Origin of the sequence: Microbacterium sp. RU33B, assembly GCF_900155915.1 — a bacterium.
In the GTDB taxonomy this organism is placed as follows: Bacteria; Actinomycetota; Actinomycetes; order Actinomycetales; family Microbacteriaceae; genus Microbacterium.
In genome coordinates, this window is record NZ_FTPO01000001.1 from 1,720,268 (window position 1) to 1,742,087 (window position 21,820).

General features: G+C 70.1%; 22 protein-coding genes and 1 tRNA gene. 10 read left to right on the forward strand and 13 right to left on the reverse strand.

Annotated features, from left to right (window positions below):
• Positions 1 to 59: 59 nt before the first annotated feature.
• The 3 genes from B0B14_RS08395 to B0B14_RS08405 are packed head-to-tail and all read left to right on the forward strand — an operon-like array spanning position 60 to position 4,843.
• The gene (locus B0B14_RS08395) at positions 60 to 1,766 is read left to right on the forward strand and encodes an MFS transporter (protein WP_076680956.1); all 1,707 of its coding nucleotides are present in this window, start codon (positions 60 to 62) and stop codon (positions 1,764 to 1,766) included.
• A complete protein-coding gene (locus tag B0B14_RS08400) occupies positions 1,763 to 3,274 on the forward strand; it encodes a leucyl aminopeptidase family protein (protein WP_076680957.1) in 1,512 nt (503 codons plus the stop codon). Before B0B14_RS08395 ends, B0B14_RS08400 begins: the two co-directional genes overlap by 4 nt.
• A 3-nt stretch (positions 3,275 to 3,277) precedes the next feature.
• Positions 3,278 to 4,843, forward strand: a complete 1,566-nt coding sequence (locus tag B0B14_RS08405) for an SLC13 family permease (protein WP_076680958.1) — start codon at positions 3,278 to 3,280, stop codon at positions 4,841 to 4,843.
• A gap of 67 nt (positions 4,844 to 4,910) precedes the next feature.
• Here B0B14_RS08405 and B0B14_RS08410 read toward each other — a convergent pair.
• A tRNA-Pro gene (locus B0B14_RS08410) sits at positions 4,911 to 4,984 on the reverse strand.
• An 84-nt stretch (positions 4,985 to 5,068) separates the two neighbouring features.
• Between B0B14_RS08410 and B0B14_RS08415 the strand changes: the two genes are divergently transcribed.
• From B0B14_RS08415 to B0B14_RS08430, 4 genes are all read left to right on the forward strand, one after another.
• Positions 5,069 to 5,638, forward strand: a complete 570-nt coding sequence (locus B0B14_RS08415; protein WP_076680959.1) for a mismatch-specific DNA-glycosylase — start codon at positions 5,069 to 5,071, stop codon at positions 5,636 to 5,638.
• A 45-nt stretch (positions 5,639 to 5,683) separates the two neighbouring features.
• Positions 5,684 to 6,265: a GNAT family N-acetyltransferase gene (locus tag B0B14_RS08420; protein ID WP_076681352.1), complete on the forward strand. Its 582-nt coding sequence runs from the start codon at positions 5,684 to 5,686 to the stop codon at positions 6,263 to 6,265.
• Positions 6,266 to 6,341: 76 nt separating this feature from the next.
• A complete protein-coding gene (locus tag B0B14_RS08425) occupies positions 6,342 to 7,046 on the forward strand; it encodes a lysoplasmalogenase (protein WP_256714304.1) in 705 nt (234 codons plus the stop codon).
• A complete protein-coding gene (locus tag B0B14_RS08430) occupies positions 7,043 to 7,420 on the forward strand; it encodes an RNA-binding S4 domain-containing protein (protein ID WP_076680960.1) in 378 nt (125 codons plus the stop codon). Before B0B14_RS08425 ends, B0B14_RS08430 begins: the two co-directional genes overlap by 4 nt.
• Here B0B14_RS08430 and B0B14_RS08435 read toward each other — a convergent pair.
• Both B0B14_RS08435 and B0B14_RS08440 read right to left on the reverse strand, forming a co-directional pair.
• Entirely contained in the window at positions 7,410 to 7,814 is a 405-nt protein-coding gene (locus B0B14_RS08435) for a DUF2809 domain-containing protein (RefSeq protein ID WP_143733653.1), read from the reverse strand. The two genes, B0B14_RS08430 and B0B14_RS08435, sit on opposite strands and share 11 nt — an antisense overlap.
• On the reverse strand, positions 7,793 to 8,689 hold the full coding sequence (locus B0B14_RS08440; protein WP_076680962.1) for an NUDIX domain-containing protein: 897 nt from the start codon (positions 8,687 to 8,689) through the stop codon (positions 7,793 to 7,795). Before B0B14_RS08440 ends, B0B14_RS08435 begins: the two co-directional genes overlap by 22 nt.
• A gap of 182 nt (positions 8,690 to 8,871) precedes the next feature.
• Between B0B14_RS08440 and B0B14_RS08445 the strand changes: the two genes are divergently transcribed.
• The 3 genes from B0B14_RS08445 (at position 8,872) to B0B14_RS08455 (ending at position 11,930) form a co-directional block, all read left to right on the forward strand.
• Positions 8,872 to 10,680 (forward strand): ribonucleoside triphosphate reductase, encoded by a 1,809-nt coding sequence (locus B0B14_RS08445; protein WP_076680963.1) that lies wholly within the window; start codon positions 8,872 to 8,874, stop codon positions 10,678 to 10,680.
• Positions 10,681 to 10,690: 10 nt separating this feature from the next.
• The gene (locus B0B14_RS08450; RefSeq protein WP_076680964.1) at positions 10,691 to 11,431 is read left to right on the forward strand and encodes an anaerobic ribonucleoside-triphosphate reductase activating protein; all 741 of its coding nucleotides are present in this window, start codon (positions 10,691 to 10,693) and stop codon (positions 11,429 to 11,431) included.
• Between the two features lie 79 nt (positions 11,432 to 11,510).
• On the forward strand, positions 11,511 to 11,930 hold the full coding sequence (locus B0B14_RS08455) for a GNAT family N-acetyltransferase (protein WP_076680965.1): 420 nt from the start codon (positions 11,511 to 11,513) through the stop codon (positions 11,928 to 11,930).
• Positions 11,931 to 11,934: 4 nt separating this feature from the next.
• Here B0B14_RS08455 and der read toward each other — a convergent pair whose 3' ends face one another.
• The 10 genes from der to B0B14_RS08505 all read right to left on the reverse strand — a co-directional run bounded on the left by der (position 11,935) and on the right by B0B14_RS08505 (position 21,820).
• Positions 11,935 to 13,458, reverse strand: coding sequence for a ribosome biogenesis GTPase Der (gene der, locus B0B14_RS08460; protein ID WP_076680966.1), 1,524 nt, complete (start codon positions 13,456 to 13,458; stop codon positions 11,935 to 11,937).
• Positions 13,455 to 14,165, reverse strand: a complete 711-nt coding sequence (cmk, locus tag B0B14_RS08465) for a (d)CMP kinase (protein WP_076680967.1) — start codon at positions 14,163 to 14,165, stop codon at positions 13,455 to 13,457. The genes der and cmk overlap by 4 nt, the downstream gene beginning before the upstream one ends.
• Positions 14,158 to 15,300, reverse strand: coding sequence for a prephenate dehydrogenase (locus tag B0B14_RS08470; protein ID WP_076681354.1), 1,143 nt, complete (start codon positions 15,298 to 15,300; stop codon positions 14,158 to 14,160). The genes cmk and B0B14_RS08470 overlap by 8 nt, the downstream gene beginning before the upstream one ends.
• Positions 15,301 to 15,305: 5 nt before the next feature.
• The gene (locus B0B14_RS08475) at positions 15,306 to 16,100 is read right to left on the reverse strand and encodes a pseudouridine synthase (RefSeq protein ID WP_076680968.1); all 795 of its coding nucleotides are present in this window, start codon (positions 16,098 to 16,100) and stop codon (positions 15,306 to 15,308) included.
• Positions 16,097 to 16,723 (reverse strand): SMC-Scp complex subunit ScpB, encoded by a 627-nt coding sequence (gene scpB / locus B0B14_RS08480; protein WP_256714305.1) that lies wholly within the window; start codon positions 16,721 to 16,723, stop codon positions 16,097 to 16,099. The genes B0B14_RS08475 and scpB overlap by 4 nt, the downstream gene beginning before the upstream one ends.
• Positions 16,713 to 17,573: a segregation and condensation protein A gene (locus B0B14_RS08485; RefSeq protein WP_076680970.1), complete on the reverse strand. Its 861-nt coding sequence runs from the start codon at positions 17,571 to 17,573 to the stop codon at positions 16,713 to 16,715. The genes scpB and B0B14_RS08485 overlap by 11 nt, the downstream gene beginning before the upstream one ends.
• Positions 17,557 to 18,417 carry a ParA family protein gene (locus tag B0B14_RS08490; RefSeq protein WP_076680971.1) on the reverse strand — a complete coding sequence of 287 codons (861 nt, stop codon included), beginning with the start codon at positions 18,415 to 18,417 and terminating at the stop codon, positions 17,557 to 17,559. The genes B0B14_RS08485 and B0B14_RS08490 overlap by 17 nt, the downstream gene beginning before the upstream one ends.
• 116 nt (positions 18,418 to 18,533) lie before the next feature.
• Positions 18,534 to 19,466 (reverse strand): site-specific tyrosine recombinase XerD, encoded by a 933-nt coding sequence (gene xerD, locus B0B14_RS08495; protein WP_076680972.1) that lies wholly within the window; start codon positions 19,464 to 19,466, stop codon positions 18,534 to 18,536.
• Between the two features lie 18 nt (positions 19,467 to 19,484).
• Positions 19,485 to 20,096, reverse strand: coding sequence for an NUDIX domain-containing protein (locus tag B0B14_RS08500; RefSeq protein WP_076680973.1), 612 nt, complete (start codon positions 20,094 to 20,096; stop codon positions 19,485 to 19,487).
• The gene (locus tag B0B14_RS08505) at positions 20,093 to 21,820 is read right to left on the reverse strand and encodes a CTP synthase (protein ID WP_076680974.1); all 1,728 of its coding nucleotides are present in this window, start codon (positions 21,818 to 21,820) and stop codon (positions 20,093 to 20,095) included. The genes B0B14_RS08500 and B0B14_RS08505 overlap by 4 nt, the downstream gene beginning before the upstream one ends.

Consider the following 21,820-nt stretch of genomic DNA (forward strand, 5'->3'; position numbering starts at 1 on the left):
GCGAGTGAGCCGCGGTCGAAGCTCCTCGCCGAGCGCTTCTCAGAGGAAGTAGGACGACGATGACCCAGCCCGCCGGAGGCGCCGCCCCCGCCTCGCCCGCGACCGCCGACAGGGCGTCGTGGCTGCCCCTCATCGTGGTGGTGCTCACGCAGGTGCAGGCATCCTTCGCCGTCAACGCGTTGACCGTGTCGATGGCGGGGATCACGACCGACCTCGACACCCCGGCCACATCGGTCGGCACCGCGATCACGGCGGGCACCTTCGCGATGGCCGCGTTCATCCTGCTCGGCGCGAAGATCGGCGCACGGTTCGGAACGCGGGGCGTGTTCCAGATCGCCGTCGCCATCCACGCTGCCGCGATGGCCGCCGTGGCGCTGAGCGCGAGCCCGGCGATGCTGTTCATCGCCCAGGCCTCCTCCGGCGCCGTCATCGCGCTCATCGCTCCCGCGCTCACGGTGTTCATCGCCACGAACTACCACGGCGAACGCCAGGGCAAGGCGATCGGACTCCTCGCCGCCGCCATTCCCCTCGCGGGCGTTCTGGCGCTTCTCATCGCGGGATGGTTCGCGGAGACGATCGGATGGCGCTGGTCGTTCGCGCTCATGGTCGCCCTCGGCGTCGTGAACCTCCTGCTGAGCTTCGGCGTGCGCAAGGTCCCCGCCCAGCCCGATCTCAAGATCGACTGGACCGGCGCCCTCCTGGCCGCGACCGCGATCATCCTGCTCAGCTTCGGCTTCTCCGGCCTCAACTCCTGGGGCGTGTGGGACGCCACCGATCAGGCCCCGTTCGACGTCATCGGCATCTCGCCCGCACCGATCCTGATCGTGCTCGGACTCGTGCTGGGTCAGGTGTTCTTCCTCTGGGTGAGCCGGCGGCAGCGCGCGCACCGGTCCCGCATCTTCGATCTCCGCGTCCTGGCGACGAGCAGCGAACTGGCCGTCACGGCGTGCATGTCGATCATGCTCTTCGTGGGGACGGCGGCGAACTTCCTGATCCCGCTCTACATGCAGGTCGTGCAGGGCCTGTCGGGCATCCAGACGTCGTTCTCGATCATCCCGTACACGATCTCGATCTTCCTCGCGTCGACGTTCGTCGCCTATCTCTACAACCGCTTCCCGCCGCGGGTCCTCGCATCCGTCGGCTTCGTCGTCGTCGCCTCGGCACTCACCCTCATCGCCTTCACGATCCGGGGCGACTGGGGTCAGGCGTTCATCGTGATCGGACTCGTGCTCCTCGGCGTGGGCCAGGGGTCGATCGTCGCCCTCGTCTTCAACACCCTCCTCTCCGCCGCTCCGAAGGAGCTCGCCGGCGACGTGGGCGCGTGGCGCGGTCTCGTGCACAACCTGTCGGGATCGGTCGGCATCGCCGTCGCGAGCGCGTTCGCCGTCGGCATCCTCGCCTCCACCCTCGCGACGGCGGCTGCGGACCACCCGGAGATCTCCGATCAGCTCATCAGCGAAGTGCGCATCAGCGAGGCCGACTTCCTCACCAACCCGCAGCTCGAAGACGTCCTCGCCGACACGAGCGCGTCCGAGGCGGAGGTGGCCGCCGCGATCGCGATCAACGAAGACGCCCGTCTGCGTTCCCTCCAGGTCTCCCTGCTCGGACTCGCGCTGCTCGCGCTGCTCGCGATCGTTCCGGCGACACGGATGCCTGGACGCATCGCCGGCGAGCTGCCGGCGAAGCTCGAGCCCGACGACCCCGACGACATCGACGAGACCGTGCCGCTCAATCCGGCGGCGACACCCACGGAGGAACAGGCATGACCCGCAGCGCCAGCAAGCTCATCCCCGACGATTTCGCGGAACTCCCCGGACTCGACGCGCTCGAGCAGATCGCCCTCACCGCGGGCGATCCCGCCGGAGACGTCGAGGCGATCGGCTACGTGACCTTCACTGAAGGAAGCGTTCCGGCCGACCTCGGCTGGGAACGCGACGCGCTGACGCGAGCGGGGTTCGAGCCCGCCGTGGGCAAGACCCTCGTCATCCCGGCGTCCGACGGTCCTGATCGCGTGGCGCTCGGTGCGGGCGATGCCGCGCAGGTGACGCCCGCCGTGCTGCGCGACGTCGCGGCTGCGTTCGTGCGCTCCGTCCCCCGTGCCGCCCGTCTCGCTCTGGTCGTCGGGGTCGCCCACGGCGACGCGACCGCCGATGCGGCGGCGATCGCGGAGGGCGCGGCTCTCGCGCGGTACCGCTACACGGTGCTGAAGTCGGCCCCGACGCACACGCCTCTGGTCTCGCTCGCGGTCAGCCTCGCCGGCGCATCGTCGGACGAGGTCTCGCACGGCCTGAGCGCCGGACTGCTGTCCGCGCGCGCCTCCGTCGTGGCCCGCGACGTCACCAACACCCCTCCCGGGCACCTCACGGCGACCGACCTCGCCCGCATCTCCGAGTCGCTGGGCGAGCGGTTCGGCTTCGGGGTCGAGGTGTTCGACAAGGCGGCTCTGATCGAACTGGGCTGCGGCGGCCTCCTCGGCGTCAACCAGGGCTCGGTCGAAGAGCCCCGCATGATCAAGCTGACCTACGGGCCGGATGCCGCGGCCGGCCACCTCGGCCTCGTGGGCAAGGGGATCATGTACGACTCCGGTGGCATCAGCCTCAAGCCGAGCGATCCGATGCACCTCTTGATGAAGATGGACATGGGCGGCGCAGCAGCGGTGCTCGGAGCCTTCACGACGTTCGCCGACCAGGGCGTCGCCGCGAAGGTGACCGGGTGGCTCATGTGCACCGACAACATGCCTTCGGGCACCGCGTACAAGCTCGGCGACGTGCTCGTCGCTCGCGACGGCACCACCGTGGAGGTGAAGAACACCGACGCGGAGGGGCGCCTGGTGATGATGGATGCCCTCGCCCTGGCCAATGAAGACGGCGTCGACGCGATCATCGACATCGCCACGCTCACCGGCGCAGCGCTCATGGCGCTCGGTCAGGCCACCGCACCGGTGTTCGCGAACGACGACGCCATGGCGGCGCTCCTCCAGCGCGCATCCGATGCGACTGGAGAATCCGTCTGGCGACTCCCCCTGGAACGCACGTACCGTCCGCAGCTCGACTCCGACATCGCCGACATCTCGAATCTCGGCGGCAAGTACGCCGGCGCGACGACGGCCGCCCTGTTCCTCGACCACTTCGTCGGCGCGACGCCGTGGGCGCACGTCGACATCGCCGGCACGATGCAGACGGACAAGGACGACGCGTGGCGCACCGCCGGTGCGACGGGGTTCGGCGCGCGGCTGCTCGCCGCTGCGGCGGCGGACTTCCGCACTCCGGTCTGATCCGTGGACCCGATCCTCGCGACGTTCGCGATCCTCGCGCTCGCGATCATCGCGTTCGCGAGCAACCGGATCCCCCTGGGCATCGTCGCCGTCGGAGTGTCGCTCGCGCTGTACTTCACCGGGGTGCTGACCTTCCCGCAGTCTGTCGCGGGCTTCGGCGATCCCACCGTCCTGTTCATCGCGTCGCTGTTCATCGTCAGCGAGTCGCTCGACTCGACGGGCGTCACCGCGTGGGCCGGTCAGAAGGTCATCGGTGCGGCCGGCACGAAGCGCACGCCGCTCCTCCTGGTGATCTGCCTGCTGGTCGCCGCCCTCACCTCTCTCATCAGCGTCAACGGAGCCGTCGCGGCACTTCTGCCGCTCGTCGTGGTCGTCGCCAGCCGCGCCGGCATCGCGTCGTCGCAGCTGCTGCTGCCCCTGGCATTCGCCGCCCACGCCGGGTCGATGCTGCTGCTGACGGGGACGCCGGTGAACATCATCGTGTCGGATGCCGCAGCGGAGGCCGGGGGTCGCGCGTTCACCTTCTTCGAGTTCGCGCTCGTCGGCATCCCGCTCCTGATCGGCACGATCGTGATCATCGTGCTGTTCGGCCGCGTGCTGCTCCCACTGCGATCCGGCGCCGTCATGCCCACCGACCTCAGCCGGCTCACTCGACGCCTCAAGATCGACTACGAGGTCACCCTCGAGACGAAGGCCCTGATCGGTCCGACCGCCGGTGTCAGCGAAGTCGTCGTCGCACCGCGGTCGACTCTCATCGGGATGCGGATCTTCCCGGGCATGTCCACGCCGAGCGGTGACCTCGTGATCCTGGCCGCCCGACGCGGCGCCGACGTGCTCAGCGGTCGAGATGTGACGCTCCGCGCCGGCGACGCCCTTCTCCTGCAGGGCTCGTGGGACGACCTCGCCCGGCACACCGAGAGCCGCGACAACCTGATGGTCGTCGACGCGCCCACGACGCTGCGTCGCTCCGTCCCGCTGGGCAAGGGGGCGAAGCGGGCCATGGTGATCCTCCTTCTGATGGTGCTCCTCCTCGCGACGGGTCTCGTGCCGCCGGCGGCCGCCGCGATGCTCGCCGCCGGAGCCCTCGTCATGACCCGCGTCGTGGGCGTGAACCAGGCGTACCGGTCGATCTCATGGACCACCGTCGTCCTCGTCGCCGGCATGATCCCGCTCTCGACCGCTTTCCTGGAGACGGGCGCGGCCGATCTCGTCGCCGGGTCGCTGATCTCGATCGTCGGAGACTCCGGACCTCGCATCGCTCTCCTCGCGATCGTCGTGCTGACGATCGTGCTCGGCCAGGTGATCAGCAACACGGCCACCGTGCTCATCGTGGCCCCCATCGCGATCGCCGTCGCCGCCGGACTCGGAGTCTCCGTGCAGCCGTTCATGATGGCGCTGACCGTCGCCGGCGCGGCGTCTTTCCTCACCCCGATCGCGACACCCGCGAACCTGATGGTGATGAAGCCCGCCGGGTACCGCTTCGGCGACTACTGGAAGCTGGGCCTGCCCCTCGCGATCCTGTTCGCCACCGTGGCCGTGCTCTACGTGCCGCTGATCTGGCCATTCTGACCTGCAGCGAGGCTCCGGAAACGACGAAGCCCCGATGAGACTCTGCGTCTCATCGGGGCTTGAACCGTCGGGATGACAGGATTTGAACCTGCGACCCCTTGACCCCCAGTCAAGTGCGCTACCAAGCTGCGCCACATCCCGGTTCGTCGTCCGCGAGCGGACAACTCCCCTATGCTACCCGCTTCGGCAGGCGCCCGCGAACCGAGGACGCGACACACTGGACGCATGGGTTTCACGCGTGCACAGCTCGAGTCCTTCCGCGATCGCAGCGTGCCCGACCTCGTCCCCGAGCACCCGCGGATCGTCTTCGTCGGCATCAATCCCGGACTCTGGACGGCGGCGACCGGCGTGCACTTCGCCTACCCCGGCAATCGGTTCTATCCCGCGCTGGTCGCCGCCGGCATCCTCCCCCGGCTTCCGACGATCCGCGACGACGGTCTGGACGCCTCCGATCGGCGGATGCTCCTCGACGTCGGCATCGGCATCTCGAACATCGTGCCGCGCGCGACGGCACGCGCCGACGAGCTCACCCGCGACGAACTCCGGGCGGGAGCGGCGAGACTCGAGACGGATGCCGCGCGCTGGCGCCCGCGCGTGGTCGCGATCGTCGGGCTGACCGCCTATCGCCAGGGCTTCGGCCGCCCCCGAGCCGTCACGGGGCTCCAGCGGCAGACGATCGCAGAGGCCGAGCTGTGGGTCGTGCCGAACCCGAGCGGCCTCAACGCGCACGACACGGTCGCGACGCTCGCCACGGCCTACGCGGCCCCGGCTCGCGCCGCCGGAGTGATCGCCTGACGACCACCCTTGCCGGTGTCGGATGCCGCGGCTACCGTCGGCGTCATGCCGACGATCACGATCGAGCCCGCAACACCCGACCGCTTCGACGACGCCCAGCACGCCCTCGACGGCGGAGGCGACGGGCGCAGCTGCCAGTGTCAGTGGTGGACCATCACGAACGCCGAGTGGAACGCGTCGACGCAGGAGCAGCGTGCCCGGCTGCTGCGCGACGAAGTGGACGCAGGCCCTCCGCCGGCGCTCATCGCCTACGTCGACGGCGAAGCCGCCGGCTGGGTGCGCGTGGGTCCGCGCACGAAGCAGGTGCGCCTCGGACGCACGAAGAACTACACCGCCACCTCGCTCGAACCGTGGGACGACCCGGCGGTCTGGGCCGTGACGTGCTTCGTCGTGCGCCGTGAGCACCGCGGGCAGGGTCTGAATGCGACGCTGCTCGACGCCGCGATCGCCTATGCCCGCGACGGCGGAGCCCGGGTCATCGAGGCGTACCCGATCGACACGTCGGAGGGGAAGACGGCGACGAACGATCTGTTCCACGGGGCGCTCTCGACGTTCGAAGCGGCGGGCTTCGAAGAAGTCGGGCGCCCGAAGGCCGGTCGCCCGATCGTCTCGCTGACCCTGTCCTGACCCGGCGCGGCCGAGTCGAGGCATCCGCGCCCCTACGCTGGAGCAGACACGTACCGAGCCGCCACGAAGGAGTGCCGTGCCTGCCGCGACCGCGCCGAGCGTCTCCCCCTCCGACACCTCCGTTCCTCCCCGATCGTGGTGGTGGGGCTTCGCTCTCTACGCGGCGATCTCGACCTTCCACGTCACGACCATCGCGGTGAACGCGACGGCGGTCATCACCCCGACGAAGCTCCTCTTGATGGCGGCGCTCGTCATCGCCGTCGTGTGGGCGTGCCGCGGCATCCGGTGGCGCACACCCCACGTGCTTCTCGCCTCGGCGATCGCACTGTCGTGGCTCGGCGACGGGGCCGGAGCCCTCTTCCCCTTTCTGCCCGAGCTGCCGATGATGCTCCTCTTCTTCGGGCTCGCGCACCTCGTCTACATCGTGCTGTTCCAGCGTCACCTCGCCGTGCGGCGGACGCCGGCATGGGCGCTCGTCTATGCGGCCTGGTGGGTCGCGCTCGTCGTGGTCCTCTGGCCCTACCTGGGCGCCCTGACCGTTCCGGTCATGGTCTACGGACTCGTCCTCGGCGGCACCGCCGCGTCCTCGACCCGGTGCCCCGCCCTCGTGGTGTGGGGCGGCGCGCTGTTCCTCGCGTCCGACACGGTGCTCGCGTTCCGCATCTTCGTGCCCGACGCGATGCCCGCGTGGACGAGCCCGCTCGTCATGATCACGTACTGCGCGGGTCAGGGACTGATCGCGGTCGGTGCGGTGCGGATGCTGCAGAGGAGGCGTCGATGACGGATTCCTCGGCGCGCGTGGACTCGTGGCTGTGGGCCGTGCGCATCTACAAGACGAGATCGGCCGCGACCTCCGCGTGCCGAGCCGGGCATGTGCGCGTCAACGGCGAGAAGGCGAAGGCGGCGCAGCCGGTGCGGCCGGGCGACGAGCTGCGTGTGCGGATCGCCGGGTTCGATCGGACGCTGGTCGTGCGCAAGACGATCACGAAGCGCGTCGGCGCCGTGCTCGCCGCGGAGGCCGTCGACGATCGCACGCCTCCGCGCGACCCCACGCCGGTGGTCGCGCAGCGCGATCGCGGAGCCGGTCGCCCCACGAAGCGCGAGCGCCGCGAGATTGACCGCTTCCGCGGCCGCGACGACGAGGTCAGGGAGTGAGGCCCGCAGACCGGCCGACGGCGACATCGACAGCGGTCACGACGGCGATCGCGAGAACGTAGACCACGAGGTCCCGCGCGTCGAACACCGTGCCGAGCACGAGCACCGCCGGCGCGAAGACCTCCGCGACGCGCACAGGCACGCCCGTCAGCTGGAACAGTTCGATGCCGATGCACCATGCCGCAGCGATCCCGCCGATCAGCAGCGGATTCCACCGGGGCGCCAGCACGACGATGAATGCCGCGACCGCTGCGGCGTACAGCGCATCGCCCGCGATGTCGGTCACCGCGGAATCGGGCAGCAGAGTGTGCACGGCCAGCCCCGCCGTCACCACCGCGGCGAGCGCGACGACTGCCGCGATGCGGCGACGCTTCACAGCAGTGCGCGCAGCCATGTCGCCGGCCTCGCCACCGCTCCGGCGGTCTCGACGCGCCCGCGGAGGCCGCGATCGCTCGTGACGACGGTCACGGTGCGCCCGGACGCGACCGCCCGTTCCACCGCCTCGACGATCGCGTCATCGCCGGATGCCTCGGCGCGGACCACATCGACGCCGGCGACATCCGCCGCCCCGCGGCCATCGCCTTCGAGCACGCCGGTCCACTCCGGGAACCAGACGTCTTCGGGGAGATCGAGCTCGGCCGCGGCGACCCCCGTGAGGGCGAGATCCGCCACCGCCGAGAGCAGGCGCCCACCGGCACCGGCGCGGTCGCGCCACCAGCCGTCGGGCACCGATCCGACGACGTTGGCGACGTCGACGATCACGGCGGGCCGCACCTGGAGCAGCGGTCGCAGTCGCTCCCATGACGACGCGAAGCCGGGGTGCAGCGGATACTCCGCGATGCGCTCCGCGGGCACCCACGCCAGTTCGCGACTCTCGGGATCGCTGATGGTGGGCGCGAACGGCTCGACGACGTCGCCGACGAGCGTCGTGTACGACCAGTATCCGAGGTCGAGCACGCTGAGCAGCCGCGGCCGGATCGCGCCGTCGGGGACGCCGGCTTCCTCCTGCGATTCACGCAGTGCGCCCTCGCTCGCGGACTCGCCCTCGTGCCGCGCACCCCCGGGCAGCGCCCACGTGTCGCCGAAGTGACTCCACGACACGCGGTGCTGCAGCAGCACGCCCTCGTGCGGATCGATCGCGAGCAGACCGGCCGCGCCGAAGCGCCCCCAGTACCGCTCCCCCGTCGGGGCGATCACCCACGCGTCACCCGGGTCGCGCGGTCCGTGCGGACGGCGCGGCTCGCCAGGCTGCGGGGGCTCGATGCTCACTCGCCCAGCTTTCCACACCCCCTTGCGCCCTCGGCCGTCCGCCTCCCGTCCCGCGCCGATGTCACTCAGACGCTCACGCCGCGCCGTATGGTCGGACCACATTCACGACACGCCACATATGTGCTCGATCGCCGCCGCAACCCCCACATATTGTGGTGCCCCCACCCCCCGAGAGGAATCCGATGACCACGCCCGCCCGCTCCGTCCCCGTCGCCGAGACGATCGACGCGTATCTCACCCGCACCGACTGGCGCGTGAACGCGAACGCGAACCAGGGGTACTCGCTGGGGGGAATGATCCTCAACTCCGCCGGACGCCTCATCGCCAACTACTGGCTCGACGAGGTCTACGCGCCCGAGGCCGGGACGGCCCATCGCGAGGGCGACATCCACATCCACGACCTCGACATGTTCGCCGGCTACTGCGCCGGCTGGTCGCTGCGCATGGTGCTCGAGCAGGGCTTCAACGGAGTCCCGGGCAAGATCGCGTCGGCACCCCCGCGCCACTTCTCCAGCGCCCTCGGACAGCTCGTGAACTTCCTTGGGACGCTGCAGAACGAGTGGGCGGGAGCGCAGGCGTTCAGCTCGTTCGACACGTATCTCGCTCCGTTCGTCCGCCGCGACGGCCTGACCTACCCCGAGGTCCGTCAGGCGATGCAGGAGTTCGTCTTCGACCTCAACGTCCCCTCGCGGTGGGGCACGCAGACCCCCTTCACAAACCTCACGTTCGACGGGGTGTGCCCCGACGACCTGCGGGAGCAGCATCCGCTCATCGGCGGAGTCGTGCAGGCCTTCTCGTACGGCGACCTGCAGGAGGAGATGGATGCGGTCAATCGCGCCTTCATCGAGGTGATGAGCGAAGGCGACGCCGACGGACGCGCGTTCACGTTCCCGATCCCGACGTACAACATCACGAAGGACTTCGACTGGGACGGTCCCAACACCGAGCGCCTGTTCGCCATGACGGCGAAGTACGGCCTGCCCTACTTCCAGAACTTCGTGAACTCCGACCTCGATCCCCACATGATCCGCTCGATGTGCTGCCGCCTGCAGCTCGACCTGACGGAGCTGCTCAAGCGCGGCAACGGGCTCTTCGGGTCGGCCGAGCAGACCGGCTCGATCGGCGTCGTCACGGTCAACTGCGCCCGGCTCGGGTTCGTGCACTCGGGCGATGAGGAGGCCGCGCTGCAACGGCTCGACCAGCTCGCGGAGATCGCCCGCGACAGCCTGGAGGCCAAGCGCGCCGTGATCGGGCAGCACCTCGAGTCGGGCCTCTTCCCGTACACGAAGCGCTATCTCGGCACTCTCGACAACCACTTCTCGACGATCGGCGTCAACGGCGTCAACGAGTACGTGCGCAACCTCACACGCGACGAGCACGACATCACGACGGAGGCCGGCGCCGCGCTGGCGATGCGGCTGCTGGAGCGCGTGCGTCGGCGGATGGTGGAGTTCCAGGAGCAGACCGGGCACATGTTCAACCTCGAGGCGACCCCGGCGGAGGGAGCCACGTACCGGTTCGCCAAGGAGGACATCGCCCGGCACCGCGGCATCCGTCATGCGGGCACCGCCGCGAACCCGTACTACACGAACTCCACGCAGCTGCCGGTCGGCCTCACCGACGACCCGTTCCTGGCGATGCGCCTGCAGGAGCCGCTGCAGGCCCTGTACACCGGGGGCACCGTGCTGCATCTCTACCTCGGCGAGGCGCTGCCGTCGGCGGCCGCGTGCCGCGATCTCGTGCGGCGCTCGCTCGAGCAGTTCCGGCTGCCGTACATCACGGTGACGCCGACGTTCTCGATCTGCCCGGGCCACGGCTACGTCGCGGGCGAGCACGGCTCCTGCCCGGACTGCGGCGCCGCCTGTGAGATCTGGACCCGGGTGATGGGGTATTTCCGGCCGATCGCATCGTTCAACATCGGCAAGAAGGGCGAGGCTGAGGAGCGGCGGTACTTCACGGCGCGCGCGGACGCGGCCGCCGCCGGTGTCTGAGAGGACCGAGATGGATGCACGGCTCGCGAGAGTGCCGAGCGCGGATGAGCTGCGCATCGCCGGACTGACCCGGTTCTCGACGGTCGACTGGCCTGGTCGGATGACGGCGACCGTGTTCCTGCAGGGCTGCCCGTGGAACTGCTTCTACTGCCACAATCCCGCGTTGATCGACCCGCGCGCCCGCACCGACGTGGAGTGGGCGGATGTGACCGACCTTCTCGAGGCCCGCGTCGGACTCCTCGACGGGGTCGTGTTCTCCGGCGGCGAACCCACGCTGCAGCGCGCTCTCCCGGCGGCGATGGATGCCGCGAGAGCCCGCGGGTTCGCGGTGGGCCTGCACACCGCGGGGGCGTTCCCCGGTCTCCTGGCCCGCGCGCTCCCGCACCTCGACTGGATCGGTCTCGACATCAAGGCGACGGGCTCGGAGTACGCCGCCGTGACGGGCCGGGCGAACAGCGGAGATCACGCGTGGCGTTCGCTGGAGCTCGTGCTGGCCAACCAGGCGCTGCGGGCCGGCACGGAACGTCCGCTGGACTACGAGGTGCGCACGACGGTGCATCCCGCTGTGGCCGACGATGCGACGCTCCGCGATCTCGGCTGCCGACTGGCGGCCGCCGGGGTGGACACGTGGGCGGTGCAGCGGTTCCGCACGCTCGGCGTCCGCGAGCCGCTGCCGCCCGCGCGCGACGGCGCCGAGCTGCGATTCCGCGACCTGCCCGCCGAGCTGTTCACCCGGTTCGCGCTGCGCTGACGACGGTGGCGGATCCCGCAGGCCACCCGTTGCCGATCTGCACGGGCATCCTCGGCATCCGGCACGTCAGACTTGAGGCGTGGACTACGAACTCGACGACGACCCGGCGCGCATCCAGCGCGACGTGGTGTGGAACTGGCTCTCCGCCGATGCGTACTGGGGGCGCTGGCGCACCCGTGCCGACCTCGATGCCCAGCTCGACGCGGCCTGGCGCGTCGTGGGCGCCTACCGCGCCGACACGGGCGAGCAGGTCGGGTTCGCGCGCGCGGCCTCCGACGGCGTCTCGTTCGCGTACCTCGCCGATGTCTTCGTGCTGCCCGCGCACCAGGGCGCGGCCCTCGGAAAGCGCCTCGTCGCCCTCATGATCGACGACGGCCCGGGGCGGGACTTCCGCTGGACGCTGTTCACGAAGGACGCCCACACGCTCTACGAGCAGTTCGGCTTCGCCGCGCCCGATCAGACCGCCATGGTCCGACCGGCCGCACCGCACATGCGGTGACGCGTCAGCGCTGGCGCTTCTCGCGCACCCGCATGTTGACGACGATGGGCGAGCCCTCGAAGCCGTAGATCTCGCGCAGACGACGCTGGATGAAGCGGCGGTAGCCCGGGTCGAGGAACCCGGTCGTGAACAGCACGAACGTCGGCGGCCGGGTGGACGCCTGCGTGCCGAACAGGATGCGCGGCTGCTTGCCTCCGCGGACGGGGTGCGGGTGCTCGGCGACGAGTTCGGAGAGGAACGCGTTGAACTTGCCCGTCGGGATGCGCTGATCCCACGAGTCCAGCGCCGTCTCGAGCGCCGGCACGAGCCGATCGAGGTGACGGCCGGTGCGCGCGGAGATGTTGACGCGCGGGGCCCACGCCACATGTGCGAGGTCCTGCTCGATCTCGCGCTCGAGGTAGCGGCGGCGGTCGGCGTTCTCCATGTCGTCGTCGTTGAGGCGATCCCATTTGTTGAACGCCAGGACGAGGGCGCGACCCGATTCGAGCACGAGGTCGATGATGCGCACGTCCTGCTCGCTGAGCGACTCGGACACGTCGAGCACGACGACGGCCACTTCGGCCTTCTCGAGCGCCGCCGACGTGCGCAGCGACGCGTAGAAGTCGGCTCCCTGCTGCAGATGCACGCGGCGACGGATGCCGGCCGTGTCGACGAAGCGCCAGAGACGCCCGCCGAGCTCGACCAGCTCGTCGACGGGGTCGCGGGTGGTGCCGGCGAGCTCGTTCACGACGACGCGCTCTTCGCCCGCCGCCTTGTTCAGCAGCGACGACTTTCCGACGTTCGGACGGCCGAGGATCGCGACGCGGCGCGGACCGCCGACCTCCTGCTTGGCGACGGCGGAGATCTCCGGCAGCACCTTCATGATCTCGTCGAGGAGATCGGCGACACCCCGGCCGTGGATCGCCGAGACCGGGTAGGGCTCGCCGAGTCCGAGGGCCCACAGCGCGGCCGCCTCGGGCTCGTGCCGGGCGTCGTCGATCTTGTTCGCGACGAGGAAGACGGGCTTGCCGCTCTTGCGCAGCAGCTTGACGACGTGCTCGTCGGTGGAGGTCGCCCCCACCATGGCGTCGACCACGAACAGCACGACGTCGCAGAGGTCGATCGCGACCTCCGCCTGCGCCGCGACCGAGCGATCGATGCCCTTCGCGTCGGGCTCCCAGCCGCCGGTGTCGACGAGGGTGAACCGGCGGTCCATCCACTCCGCCTTGTACATGACGCGGTCGCGCGTGACACCCGGGGTGTCTTCGACGACGGCCTCACGCCGCCCCAGGATGCGGTTGACGAGCGCCGACTTGCCGACGTTCGGACGCCCCACGATCGCCACGACGGGCAGCGCCGGGTAGTACTCGATGCCGTCTTCGCCGAGCGTCACGCCCGCGAGCAGCGCGTCGTCCTCGTCTTCGAGCTCGTAGTCCCCGAGCGAGACGCGCAGCGCTTCCGCCCGCTGTTCGGCGAGCTCCTCGTCGAGATCGGCGAGCTTCTCGGCGAGCTGGTCGGGCCCGCCCTCGTATTCGTCTTCGGCGCTCATGATGCGCCCTCCTCTGTCTGTTCGGTGATGGCCGACCGGACGACGTCGAGGACGGCATCCACGGTCTGCGGGAAATCGAGATCGGTCGAGTCGACGACCACGACGCCGGGAGCGGCGGTCAGGAAGTCGACGACCTGCGAGTCCGACGCGTCGCGCCGGTGCAGGGCGGCGGCGACGGATGCCGCGTCCTGCGTGGTCAGTTCGCTGCTGCGTCTCGCGGCCCGCACCTCGGGGGCGGCCGTGAGCAGGATGCGCACGGGAGCGTCGGGAGCGACGACCGTCGTGATGTCACGGCCCTCCACGACGACGCCGGGTCGATCGGAGCCTGCGACGAGCGAGCGGAACAGTGCCGTGACGGATTCGCGGATGACGGGCACGCGCGCGACCCCGCTGACCGCCTCCGTGACACGCGGTTCGCGGATCGCGTCGGTGACGTCGGTGTCACCGACGCGCACCCAGTAGTGGTCGGGGTCGAGCGAGATCGCGTAGTCGAAGTCGCCCGCTGCGTCGATCACCGACGACGCGTCGGAGGTGTCGGCACCGTGCGCGAGAGCGTGCCACGCGAGGGCACGGTAGGCGGCCCCGGTGTCGAGGTAGCCGTAGCCGAGCCGGCGGGCCGCCTGCTTCGACACGCTGGACTTGCCGCTGCCGGCCGGTCCGTCGATGGCGACGACCACGGGCCCTGAGCTCGTCGGAAGGTCAGTCATTGATGCTCGCAATCCTCCAGCCGCGGGCCTCCAGGCCCTCGGTCGCACGCTTGACGGCGGTCGGCACGACGCTGATCTCGGCGAGACCGAACTGCGCGCCGGGCGAGTGCTCGAGACGCAGATCCTCGACATTGACCTCGAGCTCGCCGAGTTCTCCGAACAGGCGGCCGAGCTGCCCCGGCCGGTCGTCGACCATGATCACCACGGTCTCGAAGCGACGGTTCTGACCGTGCTTGCCCGGCAGCCGCTCGACGCCGTCGTTGCCGCGGCGGATCGTGTCGGCCACGGCGCGGCGGGCGCCGGGCTCGTCCGGAGCGCGCAGCGCGTCGGCCACCGCCGACAAGTCGGCCGCGAGCGCATCGAGCACGTCGACGACCCGCTCCGCGTTCGCTCCGAGGATCTGCACCCACAGTTCGGGGGCGGATGCCGCGATGCGCGTCGTGTCGCGCGCGCCCTGACCCGTCAGGCGCAGCAGCCCCTCGGGTGCTTCGGCGAAGCGACCGGCGAGGAGGCTCGCGACGAGCTGCGGCACGTGGGAGACGAGCGCGACCGCGCGGTCGTGCTCGTCGGGCGTCATCTCGATCGGCGTCGCGCCGAGGTCGAGGGCGAGCGCCTCGACGAGCGCCAGGTCGGCCGCGGAGGTCTCCTCGTCGCGGCACACCACCCACGGTCGCCCGACGAAGATGTCGGCGCGGGCCGAGATCGCTCCCCCGCGCTCGCGTCCGGCCATCGGGTGCGAGCCGATGTAGCGCGAGATGTCGACGCCGCGCTCGCGCAGCGCGTGCAGAGGATCCAGCTTGACGCTCGCGACATCCGTCACGACGGCCCCGGGATGGGCGGCGAGCTCGCGTTCGATGACATCCGCCGTGACGTCCGGCGGCACCGCGACCACGATGAGCGCAGGCTCGTCGCCGTCGCGGGCGGGGCGACCGGCGCCGTAGTCGACCGCAAGACGCAGCTGCGCGGGCGACGCGTCGGCCAGGGCGACGTCGACGCCCTCGGCCATGAGAGCGTGGCCGATGCTCGAACCGAGCAGGCCGGCACCGACGATCCGCACCGTGCCCCGCACACGCGGCGCGCGGGGTCGTTCCGAGGCGCTCTCACGCGCGGCGCCCGGGGCGCGCGCGGTCGTCATGTCGCTCACTCGGTCTCCTGGTGCTCCCCCGACGGCTCGGCCGCCTGGCGCGCGAGGGTCATCAGCGCGCCGCGTTCCACTGTAGTCAACTCGCGGGTCTGCCCCGCCGGGAGGGTTCCCAGGTGAAGCGGGCCGAACTGGCGGCGCACGAGGTCGATGACGGGATGTCCGACGGCGTCGAGCATGCGACGCACGATCCGGTTGCGGCCGGAGTGGATCGTGAGCTCGACCAGGCTCGATCCGCCGGACGCGTCGAGCAGCCGGGCCTTGTCGGCGGCGATGGGCCCGTCTTCGAGATCGATGCCCCGGGTGAGCTTCGCGATCGTCTGCGGCGTCACGCGCCCGTCGACCTTCGCGATGTAGACCTTCGGCACGCCGAAGGCGGGGTGGGCGAGAACATGGGCGAGATCGCCGTCGTTGGTGAGCACGAGGAGTCCGCTCGTCTCGCCGTCCAGGCGCCCCACGTTGAACAGGCGCTCCTCGAACTGGTCGGTGTAGCGGCGGAGATCGGGCCGCCCGCGATCATCCTTGAGCGAGGAGACGACACCCGTCGGCTTGTTGAGCATCACGTAGCGCTTCGACTGGTCGAACTGGATGGCGATCCCGTCGACGTCGACGAGGTCGACATCCGGATCGACGCGCGAGCCGAGCTCGGTCACGACCTCTCCGTTGACGCGGACGCGGCCGGCCGCGATGAGGTTCTCGGAGACGCGGCGCGAGGCGACCCCGGCGTTCGCGAGCGCCTTCTGCAGCCGGATCCCGTCGTCGCGCTCTGTCGAGGGGGTGGTCGAATCGTTCATCGGATAACCTCCGTGTCGAATCCGCCGGCGCCGTCGTCGAGCAGCGGGGATATGTGTGGCAGTTCGTCGAGCGAGTTGATGCCGAGGTTCACCAGCAGCGCATCGGTCGTGGCGTAGTGGATCGCGCCGGTCTCGGCATCCGTGAAGGCTTCGGTGATCAGTCCGCGCGAGAGCAGCGTGCGCACGACCGAGTCGACGTTGACGGCGCGGATCGACGCGACCTGCCCGCGCGTGACGGGCTGCTTGTAGGCGATGACGGCGAGCGTCTCGAGCGCCGCTTGCGACAGTCGCGAGGGCGCCTGCGTGTTGACGAACTCGCTCACGAGGTCGTCGTGCTCCTCCCGCACGTACAGGCGCCAGCCCCCGCCGACCTCGCGCAGTTCGAAGCCGCGCACGGGGCCGCCGGAGAGACCGTCGTAGTCCGCGACGAGGGATTCGACGGCCTGCCGCACGGCGGGCACCGGAGCGCTCACCGCGGCGGCCAGACTCACGAGGCTCTGGGGCTCTTCGACGATGAGCAGGATCGCCTCGAGCCTCGCCCGCACGTCTCCCCCGGTCCCTGAGTCGCTTCCGGCCACTGAGCCGCCCCCGGTCCCTGAGCGTGTCGAAGGGTCATCGGTCATAGTCGGCCCCCAGGGTGGCGAGGTTCTCGTCGGACCAGCGGTCGGCGGTCCAGCGGAGGGTGAGCTCCCCGAGCGGCTCGAGCTGCTCGAAGGAGAGGGCAGCGTGCCGGTACAGCTCCAGCACGGAGAGGAAGCGCGCGACGACGACACCCGGCTGCGAGACCCCGGCGACGAGCTCGCGGAAGTTGAGCGACCCCGCGTCGCGCAGGAGCGTGACGACGATCGCGGCCTGCTCGCGGATGCTCACCAGCGGCGCGTGGAGGTGGTCGAGCCCGACGTGAGGGATCGCATTCGGGGTCAAGGCGAGCAGCGCCAAGGCCGCGAAGTCGTCGACCGTGAGGCTCCAGACCAGTTCGGGCGCGGCATTGCGGTACTTCTCATCGAGTCGCACGGCGCGCGTGTGCCGCGTGTCCTCGCGCTGAAGGCACCGAGCGAACCACACCGACACCTCCTTGAACGCGCGATACTGCAGCAGGCGGGCGAAGAGGAGGTCGCGCGCTTCGAGCAGGGCGACGGATTCCGCGTCGACGAGCTCACCCTGCGGCAGCAGCCCGGCGATCTTCATGTCGAGCAGCGTCGCGGCCACGACGAGGAACTCGGACGCCTCCTCGAGCTCGGCGTCGGAGTCGAGTTCGCGCAGGTACGCGATGAACTCCTCGGTCACCTTCGACAGCGACACCTCGGTGATGTCGAGCTCGTGCTTCGACAGCAGGGTCAGCAGCAGGTCGAACGGTCCGTCGAAGACGCCGAGCGACACCCGGAATGCGTCGCCGGAGGCGGCCGGCGCGGCGTCGACGGTCGGGGCGACCGCGGGGTCGATGTGAGGGATCTCGTCAGGCGACGGCGCCACGGGCGATCAGCTCCCGCGCCAGGCGCAGGTAGGCCTGCGCGGCCGCGTGCTCCGGCGCGTACTCGGTGATGGGCTTGCCCGAGACCGAGGCATCCGGGAACTTGACCGTGCGACCGATGACCGTTTCGAGCACATCGTCTCCGAAGGCCTCGACGACGCGCTCGAGCACCTCCCGCGAGTGGAGCGTGCGGGGGTCGTACATCGTCGCGAGCACGCCGTCGAGCTCGATCGACGGATTGAGCCGGTCGCGCACCTTGTCGATCGTCTCGATGAGGAGGGCGACACCGCGCAGCGCGAAGAACTCGCATTCGAGCGGGATCAGCACGCCATGGCTGGCGGTGAGGGCGTTGACGGTCAGGATGCCGAGCGAGGGCTGGCAGTCCACGAGGATGACGTCGTACTCCCCCGACACCTTGCGCAGCACGCGGGAGAGGATCGTCTCGCGGGCGACCTCGTTGACGAGGTGCACCTCGGCGGCCGACAGGTCGATGTTGGCGGGGATGACGTCGAGGTTCGGCGTGGCCGACGGAACGATCGCGTCGTGCGGGTCGCGCTTGGTGTCGAGCAGCAGGTCGTAGATCGTCGGGGTGTCGTGAGTCGGGATGCCGAGCCCGGCCGACAGCGCGCCCTGCGGATCGAAGTCGACCGCGAGAACCCGGCGCCCGTAGTTGGCGAGCGACGCCGCGAGGTTGATCGTGGTCGTCGTCTTGCCGACGCCGCCCTTCTGGTTGCACAGCGCGATGATCCGCGCCGGACCGTGACCGTCGAGCTTCGGAGGCGTCGGGAAACCGTGGTACGGACGTCCGGTCGGACCGATCGGACCTTGTTCGTCCTTCTTCGCCACGAATGCTCCTGCCTCGACTGCTCGTTCGATCGATTCTAGCCACCGGCGGCCTGCATCACCGGGCTCCGCGCGGGGCTCTCCCTCACTCGATCACCGATGAGCGGATGCCGCTCGCGTCACAGGGCCCGCGGATGCGACGTGATGTAGACGTCGCGCAGCGCGTCGACCGACACGTGCGTGTAGATCTGCGTCGTCGCCACCGACGCGTGGCCGAGCAGCTCCTGCACGACGCGCACATCGGCCCCGCCCTGGAGCAGATGGGTGGCGAACGAATGCCGCAGCGTGTGCGGAGAGACGTGGGCGGTGAGCTGGGCGCGCTCGGCGGACTGCTGCAGCACGAGCCACGCGCTCTGCCGCGAGAACGGAGCGCCGCGCGCTCCGAGGAACAGGCGCGGCGTCGCGCGTCCGCGCCGCGACAGCTCGGGACGCGCGCGCGTCAGGTAGGCGTCGAGCGCGGCGCGCGCGTACGACCCGACCGGAACGATGCGCTCCTTCGACCCCTTGCCGCGAACGCGCAGCACATCGGCGTGCGCGACGTCGTCGACGTCGAGATGCACGACCTCCGACACGCGCGCACCGGTCGCGTAGAGCAGCTCCAGAAGCGCGCGGTCCCGGATGCCGGTGAGCGACTCCTCCCCGCTCCGCGCACTCGACGAGGGATCGGGACCGGATGCCTCGAGAAGCCGTTCGACCTGGTCGATCGTCAGCGCCTTCGGGAGACGCCTGGGCAGCTTCGGAGGCCTCAGCTTCACCGACGGGTCGACATCCTCGATTCCCTCGCGGGCCAGGAAGCGGTGCAGCCCCCGGACGGAGGACTGCAGCCGAGCGAGGCTCGACGCCGCCGGCGGCGGCTCGGCTGCTGCCCGCTCGGCGATGAACTCCGACACCAGGCGCGGTGTCACCTCCGACGACTCGCCGATTCCGCGTCCGTCGAGCCACGCGACGTAGCCGGAGAGGTCGCGCCGGTAGGCCGAGATCGTGTGGTCGGAGAGACCGCGCTCGATCGAGACGTGCCGGAGGTAGGCATCCGCCGCGCGATCGAGCTTCACGTCACGATCCTGCCTGCATCAGGCGTCTCCGCGTCGGAGCCTCTCCGCGGCGGCGAGCACGCCCGTGGCCAGGATGCCGTTGCGCAGCCGTCCCTCGAGCACGCCGGTCACGGCATCCTGCAGCGGAATCCATTCGGAGCGGATGTCGGCCTCTTCGGCCTCGCGGGCGTGCTTTTCGGCGGCGGGGCCGAGGCCCCGCGCCAGGAAGAGGTGCACGACCTCGTCGTTGCCACCCGGCGTGGTGAAGATGCTGACGAGCGGCGACCAGTCGGATGCCACGAGGTCGACCTCTTCGGCCAGCTCCCGCCGAGCGGTCTCCAGCGGCGGTTCGCCGACGACATCGAGGAGCCCTGCGGGGATCTCCCAGTCGCGGTGACGGATCGGGTGCCGGTACTGCTGGATGAGGAGCACGCGTTGCTCGGCGTCCACCGCCACGATCGCCGCCGCGCCGGGGTGCGCCACGTACTGCCGCACGAGGTCGGCGTCGCCGTAGCGGAACGTGTCGCTGCGCACGTCCCAGACCCGCCCGGAGTAGACGAGATCGCTCTCGACGACCGTCACGTCGACGGGCTCGTCGTGCAGCGTCGCGCCTCCGGCATCGGCGCTGACGCGCTCGGTCCCTGAGCTCACGCGCTCGGTCCCTGAGCCTCGTCGAAGGGCGCGTCGTCCACGTCGAACAGCTCGCTCGAACGGTGGCGGTCGACGGCCGCGGCGACGAGTCCGAGGAACAGCGGGTGCGGCTCGGTCGGACGCGAACGAAGCTCCGGGTGGGCCTGCGTCGCGATGTAGTACGGATGCTGGTCGCGGGGCAGCTCGACGTACTCGACGAGATTGCGGTCGGGCGACAGACCGGAGAACCACATGCCTGCCTCGGCGATCTGATCGCGGTAGCGGTTGTTCACCTCGTACCGGTGACGATGCCGCTCCGACGCGCGGGTCGAGCCATAGATCTCGGCAGCGATCGAGCCTTCGGCCAGGTCGGCTTCGTAGAGGCCGAGTCGCATCGTGCCACCGAGGTCGCCGCCGGCGAGGATGTCGACCTGCTCGGCCATCGTCGCGATCACGGGGAACTCGGTGTCGGGGTCGAATTCGCTCGAGGACGCGCCGTCGAGTCCTGCGACGTTGCGCGCGTACTCGATCACCATGCACTGCAGGCCGAGGCAGATGCCGAGCGTGGGGATCCCCTGCTCGCGGGCGAACTTCAGAGCGCCGAGCTTTCCTTCGATGCCGCGGATGCCGAAGCCGCCGGGCACCACGATGCCGTCCAGCGGTGCCAGCGCCTTCGCCGCGCCCTCCGGCGTCTCGCACTGATCCGACGGGATCCAGACGATCTTGACCTTCGTCTCCTGACCGAATCCGCCCGCCTTGAGCGCCTCGGTCACCGAGAGGTAGGCATCCGGAAGGTCGATGTACTTCCCGACGAGACCGATGGTCACGTCGTGCTTGGGGTTGTGCACTGCCTGGAGCACGCGGTCCCAGCGGCTCCAGTCGACGTCGCCGGCCTTGTCGAGTCCGAGCGAGCGCACGATGTACTCGTCGAGGCCCTGCCCGTTGAGCATGGTGGGGATGTCGTAGATGCTCGGCACGTCGACCGCGTTGACGACGGCGTCCTCGTCGACGTCGCACATCAGGGCGATCTTGCGCTTGTTCGACTCGGTGACGGGTCGATCGCTGCGCAGCACCAGAGCATCGGGCTGGATGCCGATGGAGCGCAGAGCCGCCACGGAGTGCTGCGTCGGCTTGGTCTTCTGCTCGCCCGAGGCGCCCATGAACGGCACGAGCGAGACATGGACGAAGAACACGTTTCCGCGTCCGAGCTCGTGACGGATCTGACGAGCCGACTCGATGAACGGCTGCGACTCGATGTCGCCGACCGTGCCGCCGATCTCGGTGATGATGACGTCGGGCTTCGGCTCCTCCTCGGCCTGGAGGCGCATCCGACGCTTGATCTCGTCGGTGATGTGCGGGATGACCTGCACGGTGTCGCCGAGGTACTCGCCGCGGCGCTCCTTGGCGATCACCTGCGAGTAGACCTGGCCGGTCGTCACGTTCGCCGACGCGCTGAGGTCGACGTCGAGGAAACGCTCGTAGTGTCCGATGTCGAGGTCTGTCTCCGCCCCGTCGTCGGTGACGAAGACCTCACCGTGCTGGAACGGGTTCATCGTGCCCGGGTCGACGTTGAGGTACGGGTCGAGCTTCTGCATCACGACGCGCAGTCCGCGTGCCGTGAGGAGGTTCCCGAGGCTCGCGGCGGTGAGTCCCTTGCCTAAAGAGGAGACGACACCGCCGGTCACGAAGATGTGCCTGGTGGTGTCGTCGGATGTGCCCGCGGCTGCTGTCCCTGAACTCTGCAT